The organism is Cellulosimicrobium sp. BMG9.22, from assembly GCF_059159975.1.
Map to the genome: position 1 here is coordinate 36,945 of NZ_JBZGBY010000025.1, position 19,938 is coordinate 56,882.

The window sequence follows — 19,938 nt, forward strand, 5'->3', positions numbered from 1 at the left end:
CGGTCCGGACGGGTGCGGCCGGGCCGCGGCTACTTGATGATCAGCACCTTCGATCGGTCGAGGGTGAGCGCGACGGCGGCGACGATGATCGCGCCGTAGAGGATCTGCTCCCAGGCCGACGGGACGCCGACGATCGGCAGCCCGACGCGCAGCAGCGTCACCACGAGCGCTCCCGCGAGGCTGCGCCACAGGGAGCCGTGACCACCGGTGATGGCGGTGCCGCCCACCACGATGGCCGCCACCGCGGGCAGCAGCAGGTTGTCGGCCATGGTCGGGCTGCCGCTGAAGTTCCGGGAGACGAGCATGACCGCGGCGAGACCGGCGCACGCGCCGGAGAGCGTGAAGGCGGCGACCTTGACCAGGTCCACCGGCGCACCCGCGAGCCGGGCCGCCGACTCGGAGTAGCCGGTGGCGCGGACCCAGCTCAGGAGCGGGGTGAGCCGCAGGACCAGGGAGACGACCGCGACGACGAGCAGCGCGACGAGGAAGGCCATCGGCACCACGCCGCCGACGTAGAGCGTGAGCCAGTTCGTGACGTCCCGGTCGACGACCCGGATCGGGCCGGCGTCGGAGATCACCAGGGCGATCGCGGAGAAGATGCTCATCCCGCCGAGGGTGACGATGAACGACGGGATGCGGAGCAGCACGTGGAGCGTGCCCTGCAGAGCTCCGATCGCGCCGGCGGCCGCGACGACCGCGAGGGTGGTGAGCCCGCCGAGGTCGGGCAGCCACAGCGCGAAGAGGACCGTCGCCAGCGAGCAGAGCGCGGCGATCGACAGGTCGATGCCGCCGCACAGGACCACCACGGTGGCACCGGCGGCGAGGACGACGAGCGGAGCCGAGGTCCGGATCACCGCGGTGAGGCTGCTCTGGGTCATGAAGTCCGGGTCGGCGATGGTCAGCGCCGCCAGCAGCACGACGAGCGCGATGACCGGCATGAACGATGTGAGCCGCTGGCCCATGGTGGGGCGGCCGGTGACGACCGGGTCGAGGACCGGCTTGGTGAGGACGGGAGCGGACATGCTCAGACCATCTCCTTGACGAGGTCGAGCGGGGACGGCTTGCCCCCGGCGGGAGCGGCGACCTCCGTGGTCGCACGGCCGTCGCTCATCACGACGATCCGGTCGGACATGCCGATCGCCTCCTCGAGGCTGTCGGCCAGCAGCACCGTGGCCACGCCGCTGTTGGCGAGCTCACGGATCAGGCGGTACACCTCCGAGCGCGCCCCGATGTCGAGGCCGCGCGTGGGGTGGTCGAGCAGCAGCAGCCGGACGTCGCCGGAGACCAGCCACCGGGCCAGGACGACCTTCTGCTGGTTCCCGCCCGACAGCCGCTGGATCGCGGTGCTCCGGTGCGGGGTGCGGATCGAGAGCCGCTCGATCCACCGGTCCACCAGCGTCGCCTGCTTGCGCGGGCTCACCAGGGGGCCGGTGCAGCGCGCGCTCTGCTTGGCGAGCGTCATGTTCTCGGCGACCGACATCGGGCCGACCATGCCCTCGGTCTTGCGCTCCGCCGGGACGTAGCCGACGCCGGCGGCGCACGCCGCGCGGGTGCCGGACAGGTCGAGCTTCTCGCCGTCGAGGACGACCTCGCCGGCCGTGGTGGGCTCGGCACCGAAGAGTGCCCGGCACACGTCCTCGCGGCCGGAGCCGTGGACGCCGACGATGCCGACGATCTCGCCGGCGTGCACGTCCAGGTCGACGTCGCGGAACGCGGTGCCGGTCAGGCCGCGCACGACGAGGCGGGGTCTGCGGGGCTCGTCGGACCGTTCGGCGGCCCCCTCGTGGTAGTGGTCGTCGGCCCCGGTCGAGCCGATCATCATCCGGTGCAGGTCGCCCGGGACCGCGCCCTCGGCGGGCACCTCGCCCACGGACCTGCCGCCGCGCAGCACCGCGACCCGGTCGCAGACGTCGAGCACCTCGTCGAGCCGGTGCGAGACGAAGACGACGGACGCGAACTCGCGCAGCCGGCGCACCTGGGTGAAGAGGGTCTCGATCTCCTGGGACTCGAGCACCGACGTCGGCTCGTCGAGGATGATCACCGGCGGGTGGGACGTGCGCTCCTCGATGCGGAGCACCTTGGCGATCTCGACCATCTGCCGGTCGGCGAAGGTCAGGGTGTCGGTGCGGGCGAGCGGGTCGATGTGCGACCCGATCTTGTCCAGCTGCTCCTGCGCGAGCCGGCGCATCGTGTCCCAGCGGTAGATGCCGCGGCGCACGCCCGGCCCCTCGCTCCCGAGCACGATGTTCTCGGCCGCGGTGAGGTTCGGGACGAGCGACTGCTCCTGGAAGACCATGCCGATGCCGTGGTCGGCGGCGTCGACGACGCTCCTGAGCCGGACGCGCTCCCCGCGCACCCAGATCTCTCCGTCGTCGGGCTTCACGAGCCCGACCAGGGCCTTGAGCAGCGTGGACTTGCCGGCGCCGTTCTCGCCGGCGAGCCCGAGCACCTCGTTCCGGCGCACGACCAGGTCGACGCCGTCGAGCGCCTTGACGCCCGGGTAGTGCTTGACCAGGCCGCGCACCTCCAGCGCGGGCACGGGTGCGGGCACCAGCGACTCGGGTTCGATCTGGAGGTTCATGGTCACTTCGTCACCTGGTTCCTACGACGCTGGGGGATGACCGCGGCCGCGACGGCCGCGACGACGATGAGGCCCTGCACACCGCCCTGCCAGTAGGGGCTCACGCCGATCTGGACGAGGCCGTTGGTGAGGACCGTCACGAGCAGGACCCCGACCGCGGAGTGGAGGACGCCGCCGCGGCCGCCGGTGAGCAGGGTGCCGCCGACCACGGCCGCCGTGATGGCCGCGAAGTCGTAGCCCCTGCCCGCCTGGACGAGGCCGGCGCTGAGCTGGCTGGTGACCATCACGCCCGCGAGCCCGTAGAACGCACCGGCCATCGTGAAGACCGCCACCTTGTAGGGCGCGATCCGCACCCCGGAGAGCGCCAGCACCTCCTCGGCCCCGCCGATCGCGAAGGCGTACCGACCCAGGCGCGAGTAGCGCTGCACCAACCAGCCCACGAGCACGCACGCGAAGGCGATCCAGGTCAGCCGGGACAGGCCGAGGAACCGCTCGACCGCCCAGCCCTCGAGCATCGCGTCGGAGACGTTGGGCTGCACGCCCGCGAACAGGAGGGTGGCGACGCCCAGGCCTACGGCGGAGACGCCGAGGGTGGTCATGAACGACGGCACCTTGAGCACGACCAGGGCGAGCCCGCTCAGGCAGCCGAGCCCGGCCGCGAGGAGGACCGCGACCACGACCCCGAGGATCCCGAGGTCGTTGTCGTTGCGGTTGTTGGCGACCAGGAGGGCGACCGTGATGGCGGACGCCCCCATGATCCCGGGCACGGAGAGGTCGATCGACCCCATCATGAGCACGAAGGTGATGCCGCAGGCCACGACCATGAGCACCGCCGCGGCGTCCAGGACGTTCTGCACGTTGGCGAGGGTCCGGAAACCGGGGCTGAGGGCGGCGAAGACGGCGAAGACGACGACGAGCGCGACCGGCGGACCGGCGTCCCGGAGCGACACCCCCCGCCGAGGCTGGGGGCGCTGAGCGTTCACGACCTCAGGGTCGACGGGGGATGTCGTGGTCACGAGATCGGGCCCTGCGACCGGCTGAAGAGGTTGTCGCAGGCGAAGTCGGCCTCGTCGACCGCCGGGGAGGTGAACTCGGCGACGTTGTCCTGCTGGATGAGGAACTGCTCGGCGTACCAGGCGCGGTCCTCGTCGGCGATGTCCTCGAGCGCGAGCTCTCCGGTGGCCACGCAGTAGCCGATGGCCAGGCCGATGCCGCCCTGCCACGGACCGTCGCTCGAGACGGTGGCCGTCATGGTGCCGTCCTCGATCGCCGTGAGGGCGTCGGGCACGGCATCGATGCCGACCACGGCCACGTCCGTACGACCCGCCTGCTGCAGGGCCTCGAGCGCGCCGAGCGCCATGTCGTCGTTGGCGGCCCAGATGCCCTTGACCTCCGCGCCGTGCTTGGTGAGCAGCGTCTTGGTCACCTCCAGGGCCTCCGCGCGGGAGAAGTTGGCGGTCTGCTCGTCGAGCAGCGTGACGTCCGTGTTGGCCGCCAGCGACTCCTCGAGACCGGCGAACCGGTCCTTGGCCGCGCCGGTGTCCAGGATGCCCTGCAGGGCGATGATGCCGCCGGAGCCGCCGATCGCCTCGGCCAGCGCGTCGCCGATCTGCTTGCCGGACTCGACGCCGTCGTAGGTGATGTGGGACAGCCAGGAGTCGTAGTCGGTGACGTTCAGGTCGGCCGGCTTGTTCCACTGGGTGACGAGGTAGGCGCCCGCCTCCTCGGCGCCCTCGACGATGGGCGGGGTGTCGGAGTCGCCGTTGGGCAGGATGTTCATGACCAGGCAGTCGGTGTCGCCGGCGAGCAGCTGGCTGATCTGCTCCTGCTGACGCGTCGAGTCGCCGTCATAGGTGAGCCGCTCCTGGGTGAGACCGACCTGCTCGGCGAAGGCGTCGCCGCCGTCGAGCCATGCGGCCTCGTAGGGGTTGGACTCGTTGCGGACCTGGCCGACCAGGGTGACGTCCGCGGGGTCGCAGGCGCCGGCCTCGGTCTCGCCGCCACCACCGCCGCCACCGGATGCTTCGGCCGTGCAGCCCGTGAGCGCGGCGGCCGCGAGGGTGACCCCGATGACGGCGGCCGTGGGTCGAGAGGTGAACTTCATTGTCTGTCCTCGATTTTCGTGTCGTGCCGGTGTCCCGGCGGTGGGACTGATGTGACGAGCGGCGTCAGCGGGCCATCCAGCCGCCGTCGACGACCAGGACGTGGCCGTTGACGTAGTCGGCGGCGGAGGAGCTGAGGAACACGGCTGCCCCCGCGATGTCCTCGGCGGTGCCCCAGCGACCGGCCGGGATGCGGTCCAGGATGGAGCGTGAGCGGTCCGCGTCCTCGCGGAGCGCAGCGGTGTTGTCGGTGACCATGTAGCCCGGCGCGACGGCGTTGACCTGGACCCCGTGGGGCCCCCACTCGTTGGCCAGCGCCTTGGTCACCCCGGCGACGCCGTGCTTGCTGGCGGCGTACGACGCGACCCGCAGTCCGCCCTGGAAGGACAGCAGGCTCGCGACGTTGACGATCTTGCCGTGGCCCCGTTCGACCATCGGCAGACCGAGCTGCTGGGTGAGGAAGAAGAGCCCGTCGAGGTTGACGTCGAGCACGCGCCGCCAGGAGTCGCGGCTGACGTCGACGGAGTCCTCGCGCTCGATGATCCCGGCGTTGTTGACCACGACGTCGATCCGACGCGAGGCGTTCAGCTCGGCCCCGACCCGCTCGACCGCGTCGAGGTCGCTCACGTCGAGGTCGACGACGTCGACGTCGACGCCCAGGTCGGCGACCTGCTCGCGGGTGGCGTCCTGGCTCCCCGGACGGCCGAGGAGGACGACGTCCGCGCCCGCTCGCGCGAGACCGAGCGCGATCGCCTGCCCGAGTCCACGGCCCGCGCCGGTCACCGCCGCGCACCTGCCGTGCAGGTCGAACGGCGAGCGCGTCCCGGCGCTCGGAGCGGTCGCCGGTCCCGCGGTCGGGCCGGTCGTCACAGGTCCTCCAGCGCCACGGGGCTCAGGTCCGTGTAGGCGTTGTTCTCGCCCGCCATCGCCCAGATGAACGCGTACGACCCGGTTCCGGCTCCGGCGTGGATCGACCACGGCGGGGAGATGACGGCCTCGCGGTTGCGGAGCACGAGGTGGCGGGTGGCACCGGGCTGGCCCATGAAGTGGAAGACGCGGTCGTCCTCGTCGAGGTCGACGTAGCAGTAGATCTCCGTGCGGCGGTCGTGCAGGTGCGGCGGGACGGTGTTCCAGACCGACCCGCTGGCGACGACGGTCACGCCGAACTGGAGGACGGAGGTCTGCAGCTCCTGGCCCCAGGCATAGCGGAAGAGGTTGCGCTCGTTGGCCGCCTCTGCCGACCCGAGCGCGACCGGCTCCACGTCGCTGTGGCTGAGCGCCTGCGTCGGGTACGTCGCGTGGGCCGGGGCGGACACGAAGTAGAACGCCGCCTCGGCACCGGCGAAGGAGACCTCGCTCCCTCTGCCGACGAAGAGGCCGTCGAGGTGGTCGAGCTCGAGCTTCTCGCCGTCGACGACGACGCTCCCGGCGGCGCCGACGTTGATGACGCCCAGCTCGCGACGCTCGAGGTGGGACTCCGTGCCCAGCACGCTGCTCCAGGCCGGGAGGTCGAGCTGGCCCGTCCCGGGAACGGCCCCGCCGACCACCATCCGGTCGTCGTGGGTGTACGTTCCCCGGACCTCGCCGTTCACGAACAGGTCCGCGACGAGGTAGCTCTCCCGCAGGTCCGCTGTCGTAGCCGTCTCCGCACTGGACGGGGATGTCGAATACCGAACCTGGATCATGCAAACCGCCTTTGGTCTGTGAACTGCGTTCGCCTATGTGAACTTGTCCGACCATAGACGTGATCCGCCTCAGTGGTCAAGGGGCTGAAACCTGTCCATGTATGCGAACCGCGCGGTAGGGTCGGTCGTGTACGGGTCGCAGGGCCCCGGAGGCATCACGAGGGAGAGTGTTCATGACGGTTCAGCAGGACACCCGGACGGAGCCGACCGGCACCAACGGCGCCGGGCCGGTCAAGTCCGCAGCCCGCGCCCTGGACCTGCTGGACGAGATCGCGTCCCGCGGCCCGGGGACGCAGCTCCAGCTCTCGGCGCGCCTCGGCATCCCCAAGAGCAGCCTGCACGCCCTGCTGCGGACCATGACGGACAAGGGCTGGCTCCAGACCGACCCCACGGGCAGCGTCTTCCAGCTCGGCATCCACTCGCTCGTCGTGAGCTCGGCCTACCTCGACGGCGACCCGGTGCTCGCCCGCGCCACGTCCGTGCTCGACGAGGTGGCCGCCGCGACGGGGGAGACGGTCCACCTCGGGCGCCTCGACGGCACCGACGTCATCTACACCGCGAAGCGCGAGTCGGTGCACCCGCTGCGGATGCACTCCGCCGTCGGGCGCCGGCTCCCCGCGTACGCCACCTCGCTGGGTCGCGCCCTGATTGCCGAGATGCCGCCCGAGTCGCGCGCGGACCTGGTGCCGGAGTCGATCGCCACGATCACCACGCACACGACCACCGACAAGCAGGCCGTGCTCGAGATCATCGACCGCGCGGCCCGTCAGGGCTACGCCACCGAGAGCGAGGAGTCGTGCCTGGGCGTGCGCTGCTTCGGCGTCGCCCTCCCGTTCAGCCGCCACGCCGTGGACGCCATGAGCGTCGCCGTGCCGATCAGCCGGCTCGGCGACGGGCGCGAGGACCTCATCATCGAGACCCTGCTCAGCGTGAGGTCCCGCCTGGCGGCGGTGCAGGACCACAGCCTCGTGCGCTGAGCCGGTCCCTAGAGCACCGGGACGTCGTCGCCGGCGACGAGCGCCTCGGCGTCCGCGACGACGGCGCGCTCCTGCGCCTGCGCGGCGGCGACGGCCTCGGCGCGGGCGGCGACGATCGCGCGGTGCAGGTCGGCGTGGACGCGCCGGCGCACACGGCGCGCGATCTCCTCGGCCTCGTCGGGCTCGACCGGGTCGCCGTCCTCCTCGCGCAGCGCGACGACGTCGGCCACCTCGAGCTCGATGCGCCGCTCCGCGTCGGCGAGCAGCGCGACGACCGCCGTGTCGGCGGCCCGCCCGAGGCGCGTCTCCTCGAACGCGCGGGTCGCGTCGTCGACGATCGCGCGGGCCTGCGCGACGAGCTCCGACGCGATCGCCGGCGAGTGCGCCGCGAGCGTCGCGAGGTCGTAGAGCAGCACGCCCTCCAGGTCGGCGACACGCGGGTCGACGTCACGGTGCAGCGCGAGGTCCAGCACGACGGTCGGGCGTGCCTCGGGCTCCTCGCCGGCCCGGACCGCGGCCCGCTCGCGCGCCCGCACGACCGCTGCGGCGTCGAGCACGTGCTCGATGACCTGCTCGTGCCGGGCCTCGGCCACGGCCCGGCCCCGCGCACCGCTGCACGACACGACGAGGTCGGCGTCCTCCAGCGCGGCGACGAGGTCGGCCACGGCCTCGACGCCCCGCGCGGCGGCGAACTCCTCGGCGCGACCCGACTGCGAGTACACGCGGACGTCGTCGCACCCGAGCGCGCGCAGCGCGGCGAGGCTCGCGCCCGCGTACGAGCCGGTGCCGATGAGGACAGCGCGGACCTGGTGCCACGGCGGGAGCTCGGCGGCGGCGAGCTCGAGCCCGAGGGCGACGACCGACCGGCCGGCCCCGCCGAGCGTCGTGGACGTGCTGACCTTCTTCGAGGTGCGCGACGCCGTCTGGAACAGCAGCTCGAGCGCCGAGGAGGTCACGCCGTCGGCGTGCGCGGCCTCGAGCGCGCGCTTCACCTGGCCGGCGATCTCGCGCTCCCCCACGACCATCGAGTCGAGCCCCGACGCGACCGAGAACAGGTGCTCCGCGACCTCGGTGCCCGCCCGGGTCCGGAACGCGGCGCTCGCCTCGGCGACGTCGACCCCCGAGGCGTCGGCGACCATGCGCGCGACGTGCTCCGTCGCGTGCCGCACGCTCGGCCCGTCGAGGGGCGCGTCGACGTCGAGGTACAGCTCGAACCGGTTGCACGTCGCGAGGACGACGGCACCGGTGATCACGTCGCAGGCCGCGACCGCGGAGCCGCCGATCGAGTGCGCCCCGGTGGAGAGTCGTTCCAGGGCGTCGAGGTCGAGCTCGTGGTGGCTGGCCGTGAGGGAGAGAAGAGCCACAGTGCCTCCGATTTAATCATTCCCCCGGGAGAGAGGCAGAATCGGTAGCTGTGATTCCTGTCGCCCTTTCCGCGGGCCATCCCCTGACCGACGGTCGTACGGACCGTTCCCCGCTCGTGCAGGCCCTGCGTGCGGGCACCACGGGAACCCGACCGGAAATCACACCGGTGTGGTTCATGCGCCAGGCGGGCCGGTCGCTGCCCGAGTACCGCGCCGCGCGCGAGGGCGTGAGCATGCTCGACTCGTGCCTGCGGCCCGACCTCGCGTCGGAGATCACCCTCCAGCCCGTCCGCCGCCACGGCGTCGACGCGGGCATCTTCTTCTCGGACATCGTCGTGCCGCTGCGGCTCGCGGGCGTCGAGGTCGACATCGCGCCGGGCGTCGGCCCGGTCATGGGCCAGGCCTACCGCACGCCCGACGACGTCGCGCGCCTCGTCGAGAGCGAGCTCACCCCCGAGGCCCTCGCCCCGATCGCCGAGGCCGTCGCCCTCACGGTGGACGCGCTGGGCAAGACCCCGCTCATCGGGTTCGCTGGCGCACCGTTCACGCTCGCCGCGTACCTCGTCGAGGGCCGTCCGTCGCGCGACCACCTCGCGGCACGCGCGATGCTGCGCGGCGACCCCGAGACGTGGCAGCGCCTCGTCGACTGGGCCGCCGACCTCACGGGGACGTTCCTCCGCGCCCAGGTCGCGGCCGGCGCGAGCGCCGCGCAGCTCTTCGACTCGTGGGCGGGCTCGCTCTCGCTCGCGGACTACGCGGCGGGCGCCGCGCCGGCGAGCACGCGCGCGCTCACGCACGTCGCCGACCTCGGGGTCCCCGTGGTCCACTTCGGCACCGGGACGGGCCACCTCCTGCCCGCCATGCGCGACGCCGTCACCGCGGCCGAGGTGCACGACGTCGCCGTCGGGGTGGACTACCGCACCCCGCTCGACGACGCCGCGCGGCTGCTCGCGGACGGGCACGCGCCCGTCCCGGTGCAGGGCAACATCGACCCCGCGCTGCTCGCCGCGCCGTGGGACGTGCTCGAGGCGCACGTGCGCGACGTGGTGCGGCGCGGCCGCGTCGCGCCGGGACACGTGGTGAACCTCGGTCACGGCGTCCCGCCGGACACCGACCCGGCCGTCCTGACGCGCGTCGTCGAGCTGGTCCACGCGCTGTCGTCCGAACAGGGCGAGGCGTCACGACCATGATCCCCGAGAGCACGGACGCGGTCGTCGTCGGCGCAGGCGTCGCGGGGCTCACCGCGGCCCGGACGCTGCGCGCGCAGGGGCTGCGCGTCGTCGTGCTGGAGGCCACGAACATTCCCGGCGGACCCGTCCGGGGCGGCGACCTGCCCGGCCTCGCCGGCGTCCGCGTCGACCTCGGCGCGGAGTCGTTCGCGGTCCGCGGCACGGCCGTCGGCGAGCTCGTGCGCGAGCTGGGGCTCGACGTCGTCGAGCCCTCGGGTGCGGGCGCCTGGGGCTACGCCGCCGGACGCGCCTACCCGTTGCCGCGCGCGGGCGTGCTCGGGATCCCCGCCGAGCCGTGGTCGCGGGACGTGCGCCGCGCCGTCGGGCTGGGCGGGGCGTTCCGGGCGAGCCTCGATCGCGTGCTCCCGCGGCGGCTCGCCGACCTGCGCACGCTCGAGACGTTCGCGCGGTCGCGCATGGGGACGCGCGTCACGGAGCGGCTCGTCGCGCCCGTCGCCGCGGGCGTCCACTCCGCCCCGCTCGACCGGCTCGACGTCGCCGCGGTGGCGCCGGGGCTGCTCGAGGCCTTCGAGCGCGAGGGTTCGCTCGCCCGCGCCGTCGCGTCGCTGCGTGCGCTCGCGCCCGCAGGGTCGGCCGTGCGGGGGATCGACGGCGGCCTGCACCGGCTCGTGGAGGAGCTCGCCGCGGGCTCGGACGTGAGGCTGCGCCACGAGGTCACGGACCTCTCCCGGCAGGACGTCACGGGTCGAGACGTGGATTCCGGCCCCGGATCCGGCGGAGATCGGGGCGGAAGTCCAGTTCTCGGTGCGTGGGTCGTGCGCGCGCAGACCCCCGACGGGCCGGTCGCGCTCGCCGCGCCGCGCCTCGTCGTCACCACGCCCGCGCTCGTCGACCAGCTCGGACCGCTCGTCGGCGGCCCGGCCGACCTCCTGCCCGACCCCGAGCCGGGCGCCGACGTCCGCCTCGTCACGCTCCTGCTCCGCGCGCCCGAGCTCGACGACGCGCCGCGCGGCACGGGCATGCTCGTCGCCCCGCCGCACCGGGACGCCGGACGCTCTGCGCCGCCGTCGGACGTCGAGGCCAAGGCCCTCACCCACTCGACGGCCAAGTGGCCGTGGCTGCGCGCGCGGGTGCGCGACGCCGTCGGGCCCGGGCACCACGTGGTGCGGCTGAGCTACGGCCGGATCGGCGCGACGTCGGAGCCCGACCTGGACCGCGTCGTCGCCGACGCGTCGCGCCTGTTCGGCGTCGACCTGCACGGCCGCGTGCTGGGCCACGTCGTGACCCGCTGGAACGGCGCGCTGCCCCCGCCGACCCCCGCCTACCGGCGCGAGGTCGCGGCGTTCGTGCAGCGGGTCGACGCCGTCCCCGGGCTCGGCGTCACCGGCGGGTGGATCGCCGGGACGGGGCTCGCGGCGATCGTCGGGCACGCGCAGGAATGCGCGCGCGGCCTCGCGCCGCACGAGTAAGGCAAACCTGAGTCGGAATCGCCCGAGAATGTGTACGAGAATTGCCGCGGAATTGTCCTGACACCTCGTCCGGAACGTCCTGACCGCCCGTCAGGACCACGTCACTCCTTCACGGAATTGCCGCGCGCCGACCTGCGCATTTTCGTCGATCACGGATGAGGGGAGAGACTGGGTCCGTGAGTTCTGCAGGTACGACGTCCCTCCGCGTGGGCACGCGCGGCAGCGCCCTCGCGACGACCCAGACCGGCCACGTCGCCCGACGCCTCGAGGAGCTGACCGGCCGCCACGTCGAGACGGTGCGCATCCGCACCGACGGCGACGTGCTCACGGGTTCGCTCGCCCAGATGGGCGGGACGGGTGTCTTCGTCACCGCGCTGCGCGAGGCGCTGCTCGACGATCGCTGCGACGTCGCCGTGCACTCCCTCAAGGACCTCCCGACCGAGCCCGCGCCCGGCCTGACCGTCGTGACGCCGGAGCGCGAGAACCCGCGCGACGTGCTGTGCGCGCGCGACGGGCGCACCCTCACGACCCTGCCGCGCGGCGCGCGGGTCGGCACCGGTTCCCCCCGCCGCGCGGCGCAGCTCCGCGCGGTCCGCCCCGACCTCGACGTCGTCGACATCCGCGGGAACGTCGACACGCGCCTGAACCGCGCGCTCGGCCCGGACGCGGACCTCGACGCCGTCGTCCTCGCCTACGCGGGCCTCGCACGCCTCGGCCGGCTCGACACGGTGTCCGAGGTGGTCGACACGGCGATCATGGCGCCCGCCGCCGGACAGGGCGCGCTCGCGGTCGAGGTGCGGACGTCGTCGCTCGACGACCCCGTGCTCGCCCGCGCCCTGCACGACCTGGACCACGAGCCGACGCGCCTCGCCGTCCTCGCCGAGCGCTCGCTGCTCGCCCGGCTCGAGGCCGGCTGCGCGGCGCCCGTCGGCGCGCACGCCGTCGTCGAGGAGGACGAGATCGCCCTGCTGGCCGTCGTCGTGCGCGTCGACGGGACCGAGCAGCTCAGCCACACCGCGCGCGCCACGCTCCCCGTCGGAGCGAGGGCCACGCAGGAGGAGCGGGACGACGCCGCACGCGCCCTCGGCACGCGCGTCGCCGACGCGCTCCTCGCCGACGGCGCCGACCGTCTCGCCCCCCTGCGCGCCACCGGCGCCGCGGGACCGGCCGCCACCGGGATCGGCTCGCCCGTGTCCGAGACGGCGACGACGAGCGGTCCTGCCGACCCGGACCGTGCCATCGAGACGGCGCGCGAGCAGCTCCGCGACGGCGGCTACCGCGGCGAGGCGGAATGACGCCGGGACCGCTGCGCGACCCGTCGCGCGGCCCCGCACCCGTGGTGCCGCCGCCACCGCCGCGCCCCGCGCCCGTGGTCCCACCGCCCCGCCCGGAGCGCCCGCTCGCCGGCCGGACCGTCCTGGTCCCGCGCAGCCCGGAGCGGGCCGCAGGCCTCGCCGCGACGCTCCGCGGCGCAGGCGCGCACGTCCTCGTCAGCCCCGCGATCGAACGCGCCCCGGTCGAGGACACCGCGCCCGTGGACGACGCCGTCGTCTGCCTCGCTGAGGGCGGCTTCGCCTGGGTCGTGGTGACGAGCGTCAACGCCATCGACGAGCTCACGGCGAGCGCCGCCCGCCTCCGCCTCGACCTGCCCACGGCCGCCCGCCGGGCCCGCTGGGCCGCCGTCGGCCCCGCGACGAGACGCGCCCTCGAGTCCGCGGGCATCCCCGTCACCCTCGAACCGACCGAGAACTCCGCCCGAGGCCTCGTCGCCACCTTCGCGACCCTCCCCCGCGACGACCACGGTTCTCCTTCGGCAGACCACGGTTCTACTTCGGCTGACCACGGTTCTACTTCGCGAGATAGAACGCTGGTCGTGCACGACGGCGAGACGACGGCAGAGGCGGTGGGGGCGGCGTCGGATGCGAAGGGCGTCAAGGCCGCGCTCGCGAACGCACGGCCGACGGACCAGGGCGACGGCGCGGCCAGCCCGAGCACCGACGCCGCCCCCACCGCCGGACCCGACCACGCCGCCCAACCCAGCCCGAGCACCGACGCCGCCCCCACCGCCGGACCCGACCAGAACGTGCTGCTCCCCCAGGGCGACCTCGCGGCAGAGACGATGCAGGACGGGTTGCGTGACCTCGGGTACACCCCGCACGTCGTCACCGTCTACCGCACCGTCACGCACGCCCTCGCCCCGGAGGTCGTCACGGCCTGGCAGGCAGGCGAGATCGACGCCGTCGTGCTCACGTCGGGCAGCGTCGCGCGCGAGGTCGCGCGGCAGCTCGGCCCGCGCGACGACGTGGCGGGCGTCGCGATCGGCGAGCCGACCGCCCGGGCGGCGCGCGCCGTCGGGCTGCGGCTCGACGCCGTGGCCGAACGACCCACCGACGCCGCGCTCGCCATCGCCGTGAACGTGGCCCTGACCACCGTCCTGTCAGCCGCTCAGGTCGCTCCCGTGGCCTCACGTGCTGACACGAGCGACGAAGGAGACCCCTCGTGACCCACCAGCTTCCCGTCGGGCACCACCGGCCCCGGCGCCTGCGGACGAGCCCGCGTGTGCGGCGGCTGGTCGCCGAGACGCGCGTGCACGCGTCGGACCTCGTGCTGCCGCTGTTCGTCAAGGAAGGGCTCACGGAGCCGCGGCCGATCTCGTCGATGCCGGGCGTCGTGCAGCACACGGAGGCGACGCTCGCCGACGCGGTGCGCGACGCCGCGCGCGCGGGGGTCGGCGGCGTCATGCTGTTCGGCATCCCGGCCGAGCGCGACGCGACCGGGTCGCAGGGGGACGCCGAGGACGGGATCCTGCAGCGCGGGATCCGGATCGCGGTCGAGGCCGCCCGGGAGCACCCCGGGGGAGGTCCTGTCGTCATGGCCGACACGTGCCTCGACGAGTTCACGGACCACGGGCACTGCGGCGTCCTGACCACCGGCCGCGACGGGGGCGTCGTCGTCGACAACGACGCGACGCTCGACCGCTACGCGTCGATGGCCATCGCGCAGGCGCGGGCGGGCGCGGACGTCGTGGCGCCGTCGGGCATGATGGACGGCCAGGTCGGCGTGATCCGCGAGGCGCTCGACGCCGCGGGGTTCTCCGACGTCGGCATCCTCGCCTACTCGGCGAAGTACGCGAGCGCGTTCTACGGGCCGTTCCGCGAGGCCGTGGACTCGGCGCTGCAGGGTGACCGGCGGACGTACCAGATGGACGCGGGCAACGCGCGCGAGGGGCTGCGCGAGGCGGACCTCGACCTCGCCGAGGGCGCGGACATGGTCATGGTGAAGCCCGCGGGGTCGTACCTCGACGTGCTGGCCGCGGTCGCGGAGATGTCGCCGGTGCCGGTCGCGGCGTACCAGGTGTCGGGCGAGTACGCGATGGTTGAGGCCGCCGCGGCGAACGGTTGGATCGACCGGCGCGCGGCGGTCACCGAGTCGGTGCTGGGCATCAAGCGTGCGGGCGCGGACGTGATCCTCACGTACTGGGCGACGGAGCTCGCGGGCTGGTTGGACGAGAACGACGGAAGGACGCGGGCATGACGGACACCGGCGGTTTCGGGACGGCGGCGGCCGCCCAGGCGGAGAACGCGGCACTGTTCACGGCACCGGGCGCGGGCGCGACCGACAACCACGCCGCGTTCGTGCGCGCGCAGGGCGTGCTGCCGGGCGGCGTCAGCTCCCCGGTGCGGGCGTACGGGTCCGTAGGCGGCGACCCGCGGTTCCTCGCGTCGGCGCGCGGCCCGTACGTGACGGACGTCGCGGGGCGCGAGTACGTCGACCTCGTGTGCTCGTGGGGGCCGGCGCTGCTCGGGCACGCGCACCCGGACGTCGTCGCCGCGGTCCAGGAGGCGGCGGCGCGCGGGTTGTCGTTCGGCGCGCCGACGCTCGGCGAGGTCGAGCTCGGGGAGGAGATCCGCCGTCGGGTCCCGGCCGCGGAGCGCGTACGACTCGTGTCGACGGGCACCGAGGCGACGATGACGGCGATCCGCCTGGCGCGGGGCGTCACCGGCCGCGACGTCATCGTGAAGTTCGCCGGCTGCTACCACGGGCACGTGGACGCGCTGCTCGCGGAGGCCGGCTCGGGCGTCGCGACGCTCGCCCTGCCCGGGTCCGCGGGCGTGACCGAGGCGAGCGCGGCCGAGACGCTCGTGCTGCCGTACAACGACCTCGCGGCGGTCGAGGCGGCCTTCGCGGAGCGCGGGTCGGAGATCGCCGCGGTCATCACCGAGGCGAGCCCCGCCAACATGGGCGTCGTGCCGCCCGCGGAGGGCTTCAACGAGGGCCTGCGCCGCATCACGGCCGCGCACGGCGCACTGCTGGTCCTCGACGAGGTGCTCACGGGCTTCCGCGTCGGGCCGAGCGGCTGGTGGGGCCTCGAGAACGCGGTGCTCCGCGGCCAGGGCGCCGACGGGTACACGCCCGACCTGTTCACGTTCGGCAAGGTCGTGGGCGGCGGGATGCCTGTGGCCGCGGTCGGCGGCCCGGCGACGGTCATGGACCAGCTCGCGCCGCTCGGTCCCGTGTACCAGGCGGGGACCCTGTCGGGGAACCCGGTGGCCGTCGCGGCGGGCCTCGCGACGCTGCGCCTCGCCGACGACGCGGTGTACGCGCACGTGGACGGCGTCGCCTCGGTGCTCTCGAACGCCGTCGGCGACGCGCTCGACGCGGCGGGGGTCGCGCACCGCGTGCAGCGCGCCGGGTCGCTGTTCTCCGTGTTCTTCGGCGACCTCGCCGCGAGCGCCGGGGTGCGCGACTACGCGCAGGCCCAGGCGCAGGAGACGTTCCGGTACCGCGCGTTCTTCCACGCGATGCTCGACGCGGGGGTCAACCTGCCGCCGTCGGTGTTCGAGGCGTGGTTCGTGTCCGCGGCGCACGACGACGCGGCGGTGTCCCGCATCCTCGACGCCTTCCCCGCCGCGGCCCGCGCCGCCGCCGAGGCCTCCCCGACCTGACCCCGCACTGGCGCCGAGCACGATGTTGGTGCCGTTATCCGGCGGATAACGGCACCAACGTCGTGTTCGACCGCGTGGAACCACGTTCTCGACGGCGCGGGTCGTGCCGCGCGTGCGGTCGTGCTCGACTGCGACGGGCGGGTCAGTACGTCGTGCCGGACGTGGCGGCCTGGCCCGCCTGCCTGCCGAGCGAGCGGATCTGGAACCCGAACGCGATGAGCATGACGCCCCACAGGATCGCGAAGACCGCGATGATCCAGACGATCGAGACGAGCCCGGCGTTCACGTTGAACAGCACGAGGAGACCGAAGACGAGCGCGAGCAGGCCGGCGAAGACGCCCCAGCCCCACCCGCTGCCGGGTGCCTTGCGGAGCTCGAGGCTCGCGATCGTCTGGAACAGGCCGTAGACGACGGCCCAGAACCCGACGATCCACGTGAGGACGATCGCGGTCTTGCCCGGCCAGACGAGCAGGACGATACCGACGGCGAGGCCCAGCACGCCCATGGTCACGAGGACGGCCGTGCCGTTGCCCGTGCCGCGGCGGCGGAGGCCCTCGACGATCTCGACGATCCCGTCGACGATCGCGAAGATCCCGATCACCCAGATGATCGCCGCGGCCGTGATGTCGGGCCACGCGATGGCGACGATGCCGAGGACGATGGCGAGCACGCCGCGCAGGACGGGCCAGTACCAGACCTGCTTGGCGGTGCTCGAGAAGGCGGCGAGCATCGGGTCCTGGGTCACCATCGGTCTCTCCCTCGTCTGACGGCCACGACGCGACGGCCGGATCCCCGGCGGTGTCGCATCCCGCTTCGTTCCTCATGAAACACCCAGGAATTGCGCGTGTCGCGGCGAAGCGCGCGTTTCGCCCGCTCTCAGGCGCGGACGGGACGGGGTGCGACGGCGGGCGCAGGCGCGTGCCGCCGTCGGGCACCCCAGACCACGAGCCCCGCGAGCGCGATCATCCCGGCGAACGCGAGGACCGGTCCGGCGAAGAACGGGCCGATGCGCTTCTCGGCGACGACGGAGTACGTGGCCGCGTACGCGCCGTCCGAGGCCGCGGGCGCGAACGCGAAGTCGGAGACGATCTGGGTCGCCGGCTCGTCGAAGTCCTGCTCGTGCGCCGTCACGAACCCACCCCCGGCGAGGAGCGCGGCGAGCTCGTCGGAGTCGACCGTGCCGGGGTCGACCCGTCCGGCGAACCGGAGCGTCGGCTCGTCGAGCTCGGCCGTCGGGTCGACCCGGTCGACCCGGTGGTCCGCGAGCACGTAGGTCCGCGTGCTCTGCGCGTCCTCCGCGACGACCGACATCCGCATCGGGTAGACGAGCGAGCCGCTCGGGAACGTCACCCGGAGGGGCTGGAGGGTCCCGTTGAACGCGGCCGCCTCCTCGGGCGCCATCCGCGCCGCGACGAACGACCACCCCTCGGCGACGTAGGGCGAGAGCGCCGTCGCGGTCGACGACGGGAGCTGGAAACCGCGCTCGACGAGCCACGCGTCCAGGGCCGCGGTGTCGGTCGCGGCGAGCGTCGTGACGTCGAGGGGCCCGAGGCGCACCTCGCCGAGCACCTCGACCCCGGGAGCCGCGCCCGCGCCGTCGCCCCCACCCGCCCCGAACCTGAGGTCGGGCCACCACCGGTGCTCGGAGACGACGGCGCGCGGCCGGGTGATCTCGTCGAGCTCGCGGAAGACCTCGGGGTCGGCGAGCGCGACCTCCGCCGGCGCGGGGGTCGGCAGGATCAGCCCGACCTCCGGGGCGTTCGACAGCGCGGCGAGCTCGAGGAGCATCGTCTCGGTGGTGCCGTCCCACTGGAGCACCGCGGTCTCCTGGGAGACCGACGTGTCGTAGGCGGGGGCGTCGACGAGGCCCCCGCACGCGCACGCACCGGCCGGCGGCGCTGCGACGACGACCCCGCCCGCGACCGCGAGCGCGGCTGCGGCCACACGCACCGCCCGTCGCGCCCCGGCCGCCCTGCCCATGTCTGGGAGCGTAGGACGGCCTCCGGCGCCGTGCGCGCCGAGCGCTCGCCGGGCGACGAATCGTGATGCCCTCGTGACAGGAAGCGCCCGAGCGGGGTCGGTCAGGCGACCGCCGCCTGCACCGCGAGGTACGCCAGCACCCCGAGCACGAGCGCCCACAGCCCGACGGCGATCACTCCCCAGACGAACACGCGGACCTTCGGCGCCCCGAAGCTGACCATGGCCGCGGCGGTCACGTGGCTGGGCAGGAGCAGCGGCCCGAGGAGGCTGACGCCCGGCACGCCGTAGCGGTCGAACACGCGCCGCATCCGCTGGCGCTTCGGGTCCACCTCCTCGACCTTCCCGGCGCCACGCCTGCGGGTGACGCCGGAGCGCGCCGCCCCGATCAGCCAGACCACGGCCGCGAGCGCGAGCGCATTGCCGACGATCGCGACGGGGATCGCGACGAACGGGTTGATGCCCGCGAAGATGCCGAGCACCGCCGCGCCCTCTGCCTCGACGTAGGGGATCGCGCCGGCGAGCAGCACGCCGACCCATCGCAGCAGCGGCGGGAGGTCGAGCGTGAAGTCCTGCAGTGCGGTGACGACGTCGTTCATGACGAGCCTCTCGTTGGTGGTACGACCACCGTCCCCCGCGATCCGCCGGCCGGACAGTGCGCGCCGTCACCGGCGGAGGTGCGTCCGTCACGCCGCAGGCATGACACGTGTCACGACGGCGGTCGCCCGAGGCGTGCGCCGTCGTCCGCCACTTGACCTCTTGATACCCTCAGGGGGTATGGTGGAGGCATGACCGACACGACCGAGACCCTGGCCGCGGGCGACCAGCACGCCGTCCACAGCGGCCCGCACGGCTACGCGTCCGACAAGGACGCGTACCTCAAGCGCATGCGCCGCATCGAAGGCCAGGTCCGCGGCATCGCCCGCATGATCGACGAGGACGTCTACTGCATCGACATCCTCACGCAGGTGTCCGCCGTGACCAAGGCGCTCCAGGCCGTGAGCATCGGCCTCGTCGAGGACCACCTGGGGCACTGCGTCGTCGACGCGGCCCGCCAGTCCGAGGAGGAGGGCGCGGCCAAGGTCAAGGAGGCCGCCGACGCCATCGCCCGCCTCGTCCGCAGCTGACCCACCCCCACACCCGAGGAGCACCATGAGCACCGTCACCACCCTGGGCGTCACCGGCATGACCTGCGGCAACTGCGTCGCGCACGTCACCAAGGACCTCGAGGCCGTCACCGGCGTCGAGAACGTCAGCGTCGAGCTGCGCGTCGGCGAGGCGTCCGAGGTCACGGTCTTCTCCGACGACCCGCTCGACGAGGCCGCGCTGCGCGACGCCGTGGACGAGGCCGGCTACGCCGTTGCGACGCTCGAGGTCCAGCAGGACGCGCTCGCCGCCCAGTACGCCGAGCAGGCGGGCGAGAAGCAGAAGGCGCACGACTGCGCGTGCGGCTGCGGCACCGCGAGCGCCGACGACGTGCCCGCCGCGAAGACCTACGACCTCCAGGTCCCGCCCCGCGCCTGACCCGGTCGCGACGTGTCAGCAACCCACGGGTCCCCGCACCCGTGACGCGCTGACAACACCCGACCGGTGTGACCTGTCAGCGACCCACCGGTACCCGCACCCGTGACACGCTGACAACGTTCG

19 protein-coding genes are annotated in these 19,938 nt (G+C 73.8%); 9 read left to right on the forward strand and 10 right to left on the reverse strand.

Annotated elements, in window-relative coordinates:
• Window positions 1-29 precede the first annotated feature (29 nt).
• The 6 genes from AC4H2H_RS15485 to kduI form a co-directional block, all read right to left on the reverse strand.
• On the reverse strand, window positions 30-1,022 hold the full coding sequence (locus AC4H2H_RS15485) for an ABC transporter permease (RefSeq protein ID WP_494371709.1): 993 nt from the start codon (window positions 1,020-1,022) through the stop codon (window positions 30-32).
• A 2-nt stretch (window positions 1,023-1,024) separates the two neighbouring features.
• Window positions 1,025-2,581, reverse strand: coding sequence for a sugar ABC transporter ATP-binding protein (locus tag AC4H2H_RS15490; protein ID WP_494371710.1), 1,557 nt, complete (start codon window positions 2,579-2,581; stop codon window positions 1,025-1,027).
• Window positions 2,582-2,583: 2 nt separating this feature from the next.
• A complete protein-coding gene (locus AC4H2H_RS15495) occupies window positions 2,584-3,564 on the reverse strand; it encodes an ABC transporter permease (protein WP_494371711.1) in 981 nt (326 codons plus the stop codon).
• 29 nt (window positions 3,565-3,593) lie between these two features.
• Entirely contained in the window at window positions 3,594-4,685 is a 1,092-nt protein-coding gene (locus AC4H2H_RS15500) for a sugar ABC transporter substrate-binding protein (protein ID WP_494371712.1), read from the reverse strand.
• Window positions 4,686-4,749: 64 nt separating this feature from the next.
• Entirely contained in the window at window positions 4,750-5,553 is an 804-nt protein-coding gene (kduD, locus tag AC4H2H_RS15505; protein WP_494371713.1) for a 2-dehydro-3-deoxy-D-gluconate 5-dehydrogenase KduD, read from the reverse strand.
• Window positions 5,550-6,368 (reverse strand): 5-dehydro-4-deoxy-D-glucuronate isomerase, encoded by an 819-nt coding sequence (gene kduI / locus AC4H2H_RS15510; RefSeq protein WP_494371714.1) that lies wholly within the window; start codon window positions 6,366-6,368, stop codon window positions 5,550-5,552. The genes kduD and kduI overlap by 4 nt, the downstream gene beginning before the upstream one ends.
• A 173-nt stretch (window positions 6,369-6,541) precedes the next feature.
• On the opposite strand from kduI, the gene AC4H2H_RS15515 reads away from it, so the two are divergent.
• Window positions 6,542-7,345, forward strand: a complete 804-nt coding sequence (locus AC4H2H_RS15515; RefSeq protein ID WP_494371715.1) for an IclR family transcriptional regulator — start codon at window positions 6,542-6,544, stop codon at window positions 7,343-7,345.
• Between the two features lie 8 nt (window positions 7,346-7,353).
• Here the strand turns inward: AC4H2H_RS15515 and AC4H2H_RS15520 are convergent, their stop codons facing one another.
• On the reverse strand, window positions 7,354-8,709 hold the full coding sequence (locus AC4H2H_RS15520) for a glutamyl-tRNA reductase (protein ID WP_494371716.1): 1,356 nt from the start codon (window positions 8,707-8,709) through the stop codon (window positions 7,354-7,356).
• Between the two features lie 50 nt (window positions 8,710-8,759).
• Between AC4H2H_RS15520 and hemE the strand changes: the two genes are divergently transcribed.
• The 6 genes from hemE to hemL all read left to right on the forward strand — a co-directional run bounded on the left by hemE (window position 8,760) and on the right by hemL (window position 16,314).
• Window positions 8,760-9,899: a uroporphyrinogen decarboxylase gene (gene hemE / locus AC4H2H_RS15525; protein WP_494371717.1), complete on the forward strand. Its 1,140-nt coding sequence runs from the start codon at window positions 8,760-8,762 to the stop codon at window positions 9,897-9,899.
• The gene (locus AC4H2H_RS15530) at window positions 9,896-11,368 is read left to right on the forward strand and encodes a protoporphyrinogen/coproporphyrinogen oxidase (RefSeq protein WP_494371718.1); all 1,473 of its coding nucleotides are present in this window, start codon (window positions 9,896-9,898) and stop codon (window positions 11,366-11,368) included. Before hemE ends, AC4H2H_RS15530 begins: the two co-directional genes overlap by 4 nt.
• 155 nt (window positions 11,369-11,523) lie before the next feature.
• The gene (gene hemC / locus AC4H2H_RS15535; protein ID WP_494371719.1) at window positions 11,524-12,663 is read left to right on the forward strand and encodes a hydroxymethylbilane synthase; all 1,140 of its coding nucleotides are present in this window, start codon (window positions 11,524-11,526) and stop codon (window positions 12,661-12,663) included.
• Complete coding sequence (locus tag AC4H2H_RS15540) at window positions 12,660-13,871, forward strand: uroporphyrinogen-III synthase (RefSeq protein ID WP_494371720.1); 1,212 nt, start codon at window positions 12,660-12,662, stop codon at window positions 13,869-13,871. Before hemC ends, AC4H2H_RS15540 begins: the two co-directional genes overlap by 4 nt.
• Entirely contained in the window at window positions 13,868-14,902 is a 1,035-nt protein-coding gene (gene hemB, locus AC4H2H_RS15545) for a porphobilinogen synthase (protein WP_494371721.1), read from the forward strand. The genes AC4H2H_RS15540 and hemB overlap by 4 nt, the downstream gene beginning before the upstream one ends.
• Window positions 14,899-16,314 carry a glutamate-1-semialdehyde 2,1-aminomutase gene (gene hemL, locus AC4H2H_RS15550; RefSeq protein WP_494371722.1) on the forward strand — a complete coding sequence of 472 codons (1,416 nt, stop codon included), beginning with the start codon at window positions 14,899-14,901 and terminating at the stop codon, window positions 16,312-16,314. The genes hemB and hemL overlap by 4 nt, the downstream gene beginning before the upstream one ends.
• A 142-nt stretch (window positions 16,315-16,456) precedes the next feature.
• Here hemL and AC4H2H_RS15555 read toward each other — a convergent pair whose 3' ends face one another.
• From AC4H2H_RS15555 to AC4H2H_RS15565, 3 genes are all read right to left on the reverse strand, one after another.
• Window positions 16,457-17,062 carry an HdeD family acid-resistance protein gene (locus tag AC4H2H_RS15555; protein WP_494371723.1) on the reverse strand — a complete coding sequence of 202 codons (606 nt, stop codon included), beginning with the start codon at window positions 17,060-17,062 and terminating at the stop codon, window positions 16,457-16,459.
• A 128-nt stretch (window positions 17,063-17,190) separates the two neighbouring features.
• Window positions 17,191-18,294, reverse strand: coding sequence for a DUF2330 domain-containing protein (locus AC4H2H_RS15560; protein WP_494371724.1), 1,104 nt, complete (start codon window positions 18,292-18,294; stop codon window positions 17,191-17,193).
• Window positions 18,295-18,395: 101 nt separating this feature from the next.
• Window positions 18,396-18,890, reverse strand: coding sequence for a hypothetical protein (locus tag AC4H2H_RS15565; protein WP_494371725.1), 495 nt, complete (start codon window positions 18,888-18,890; stop codon window positions 18,396-18,398).
• Window positions 18,891-19,079: 189 nt separating this feature from the next.
• Here AC4H2H_RS15565 and AC4H2H_RS15570 point away from each other — a divergent pair, with 189 nt between their 5' ends.
• Complete coding sequence (locus AC4H2H_RS15570; protein ID WP_494371726.1) at window positions 19,080-19,418, forward strand: metal-sensitive transcriptional regulator; 339 nt, start codon at window positions 19,080-19,082, stop codon at window positions 19,416-19,418.
• 25 nt (window positions 19,419-19,443) lie between these two features.
• The gene (locus AC4H2H_RS15575; RefSeq protein ID WP_494371727.1) at window positions 19,444-19,815 is read left to right on the forward strand and encodes a heavy-metal-associated domain-containing protein; all 372 of its coding nucleotides are present in this window, start codon (window positions 19,444-19,446) and stop codon (window positions 19,813-19,815) included.
• The last annotated feature ends 123 nt before the right edge of the window (window positions 19,816-19,938 follow it).

Bases quoted from the DNA above. Each gene is read 5' to 3' on its own strand.
- AC4H2H_RS15485 (WP_494371709.1), bottom strand. From the start codon at position 1,022: ATGTCCGCTCCCGTCCTCACCAAGCCGGTCCTCGACCCGGTCGTCACC.
- AC4H2H_RS15490 (WP_494371710.1), bottom strand. From the start codon at position 2,581: ATGAACCTCCAGATCGAACCCGAGTCGCTGGTGCCCGCACCCGTGCCC.
- AC4H2H_RS15500 (WP_494371712.1), bottom strand. From the start codon at position 4,685: ATGAAGTTCACCTCTCGACCCACGGCCGCCGTCATCGGGGTCACCCTC.
- kduI (WP_494371714.1), bottom strand. From the start codon at position 6,368: ATGATCCAGGTTCGGTATTCGACATCCCCGTCCAGTGCGGAGACGGCT.
- AC4H2H_RS15515 (WP_494371715.1), top strand. From the start codon at position 6,542: ATGACGGTTCAGCAGGACACCCGGACGGAGCCGACCGGCACCAACGGC.
- AC4H2H_RS15530 (WP_494371718.1), top strand. From the start codon at position 9,896: ATGATCCCCGAGAGCACGGACGCGGTCGTCGTCGGCGCAGGCGTCGCG.
- hemC (WP_494371719.1), top strand. From the start codon at position 11,524: ATGAGGGGAGAGACTGGGTCCGTGAGTTCTGCAGGTACGACGTCCCTC.
- AC4H2H_RS15540 (WP_494371720.1), top strand. From the start codon at position 12,660: ATGACGCCGGGACCGCTGCGCGACCCGTCGCGCGGCCCCGCACCCGTG.
- hemL (WP_494371722.1), top strand. From the start codon at position 14,899: ATGACGGACACCGGCGGTTTCGGGACGGCGGCGGCCGCCCAGGCGGAG.
- AC4H2H_RS15555 (WP_494371723.1), bottom strand. From the start codon at position 17,062: ATGGTGACCCAGGACCCGATGCTCGCCGCCTTCTCGAGCACCGCCAAG.
- AC4H2H_RS15560 (WP_494371724.1), bottom strand. From the start codon at position 18,294: ATGGGCAGGGCGGCCGGGGCGCGACGGGCGGTGCGTGTGGCCGCAGCC.
- AC4H2H_RS15565 (WP_494371725.1), bottom strand. From the start codon at position 18,890: ATGAACGACGTCGTCACCGCACTGCAGGACTTCACGCTCGACCTCCCG.
- AC4H2H_RS15570 (WP_494371726.1), top strand. From the start codon at position 19,080: ATGACCGACACGACCGAGACCCTGGCCGCGGGCGACCAGCACGCCGTC.
- AC4H2H_RS15575 (WP_494371727.1), top strand. From the start codon at position 19,444: ATGAGCACCGTCACCACCCTGGGCGTCACCGGCATGACCTGCGGCAAC.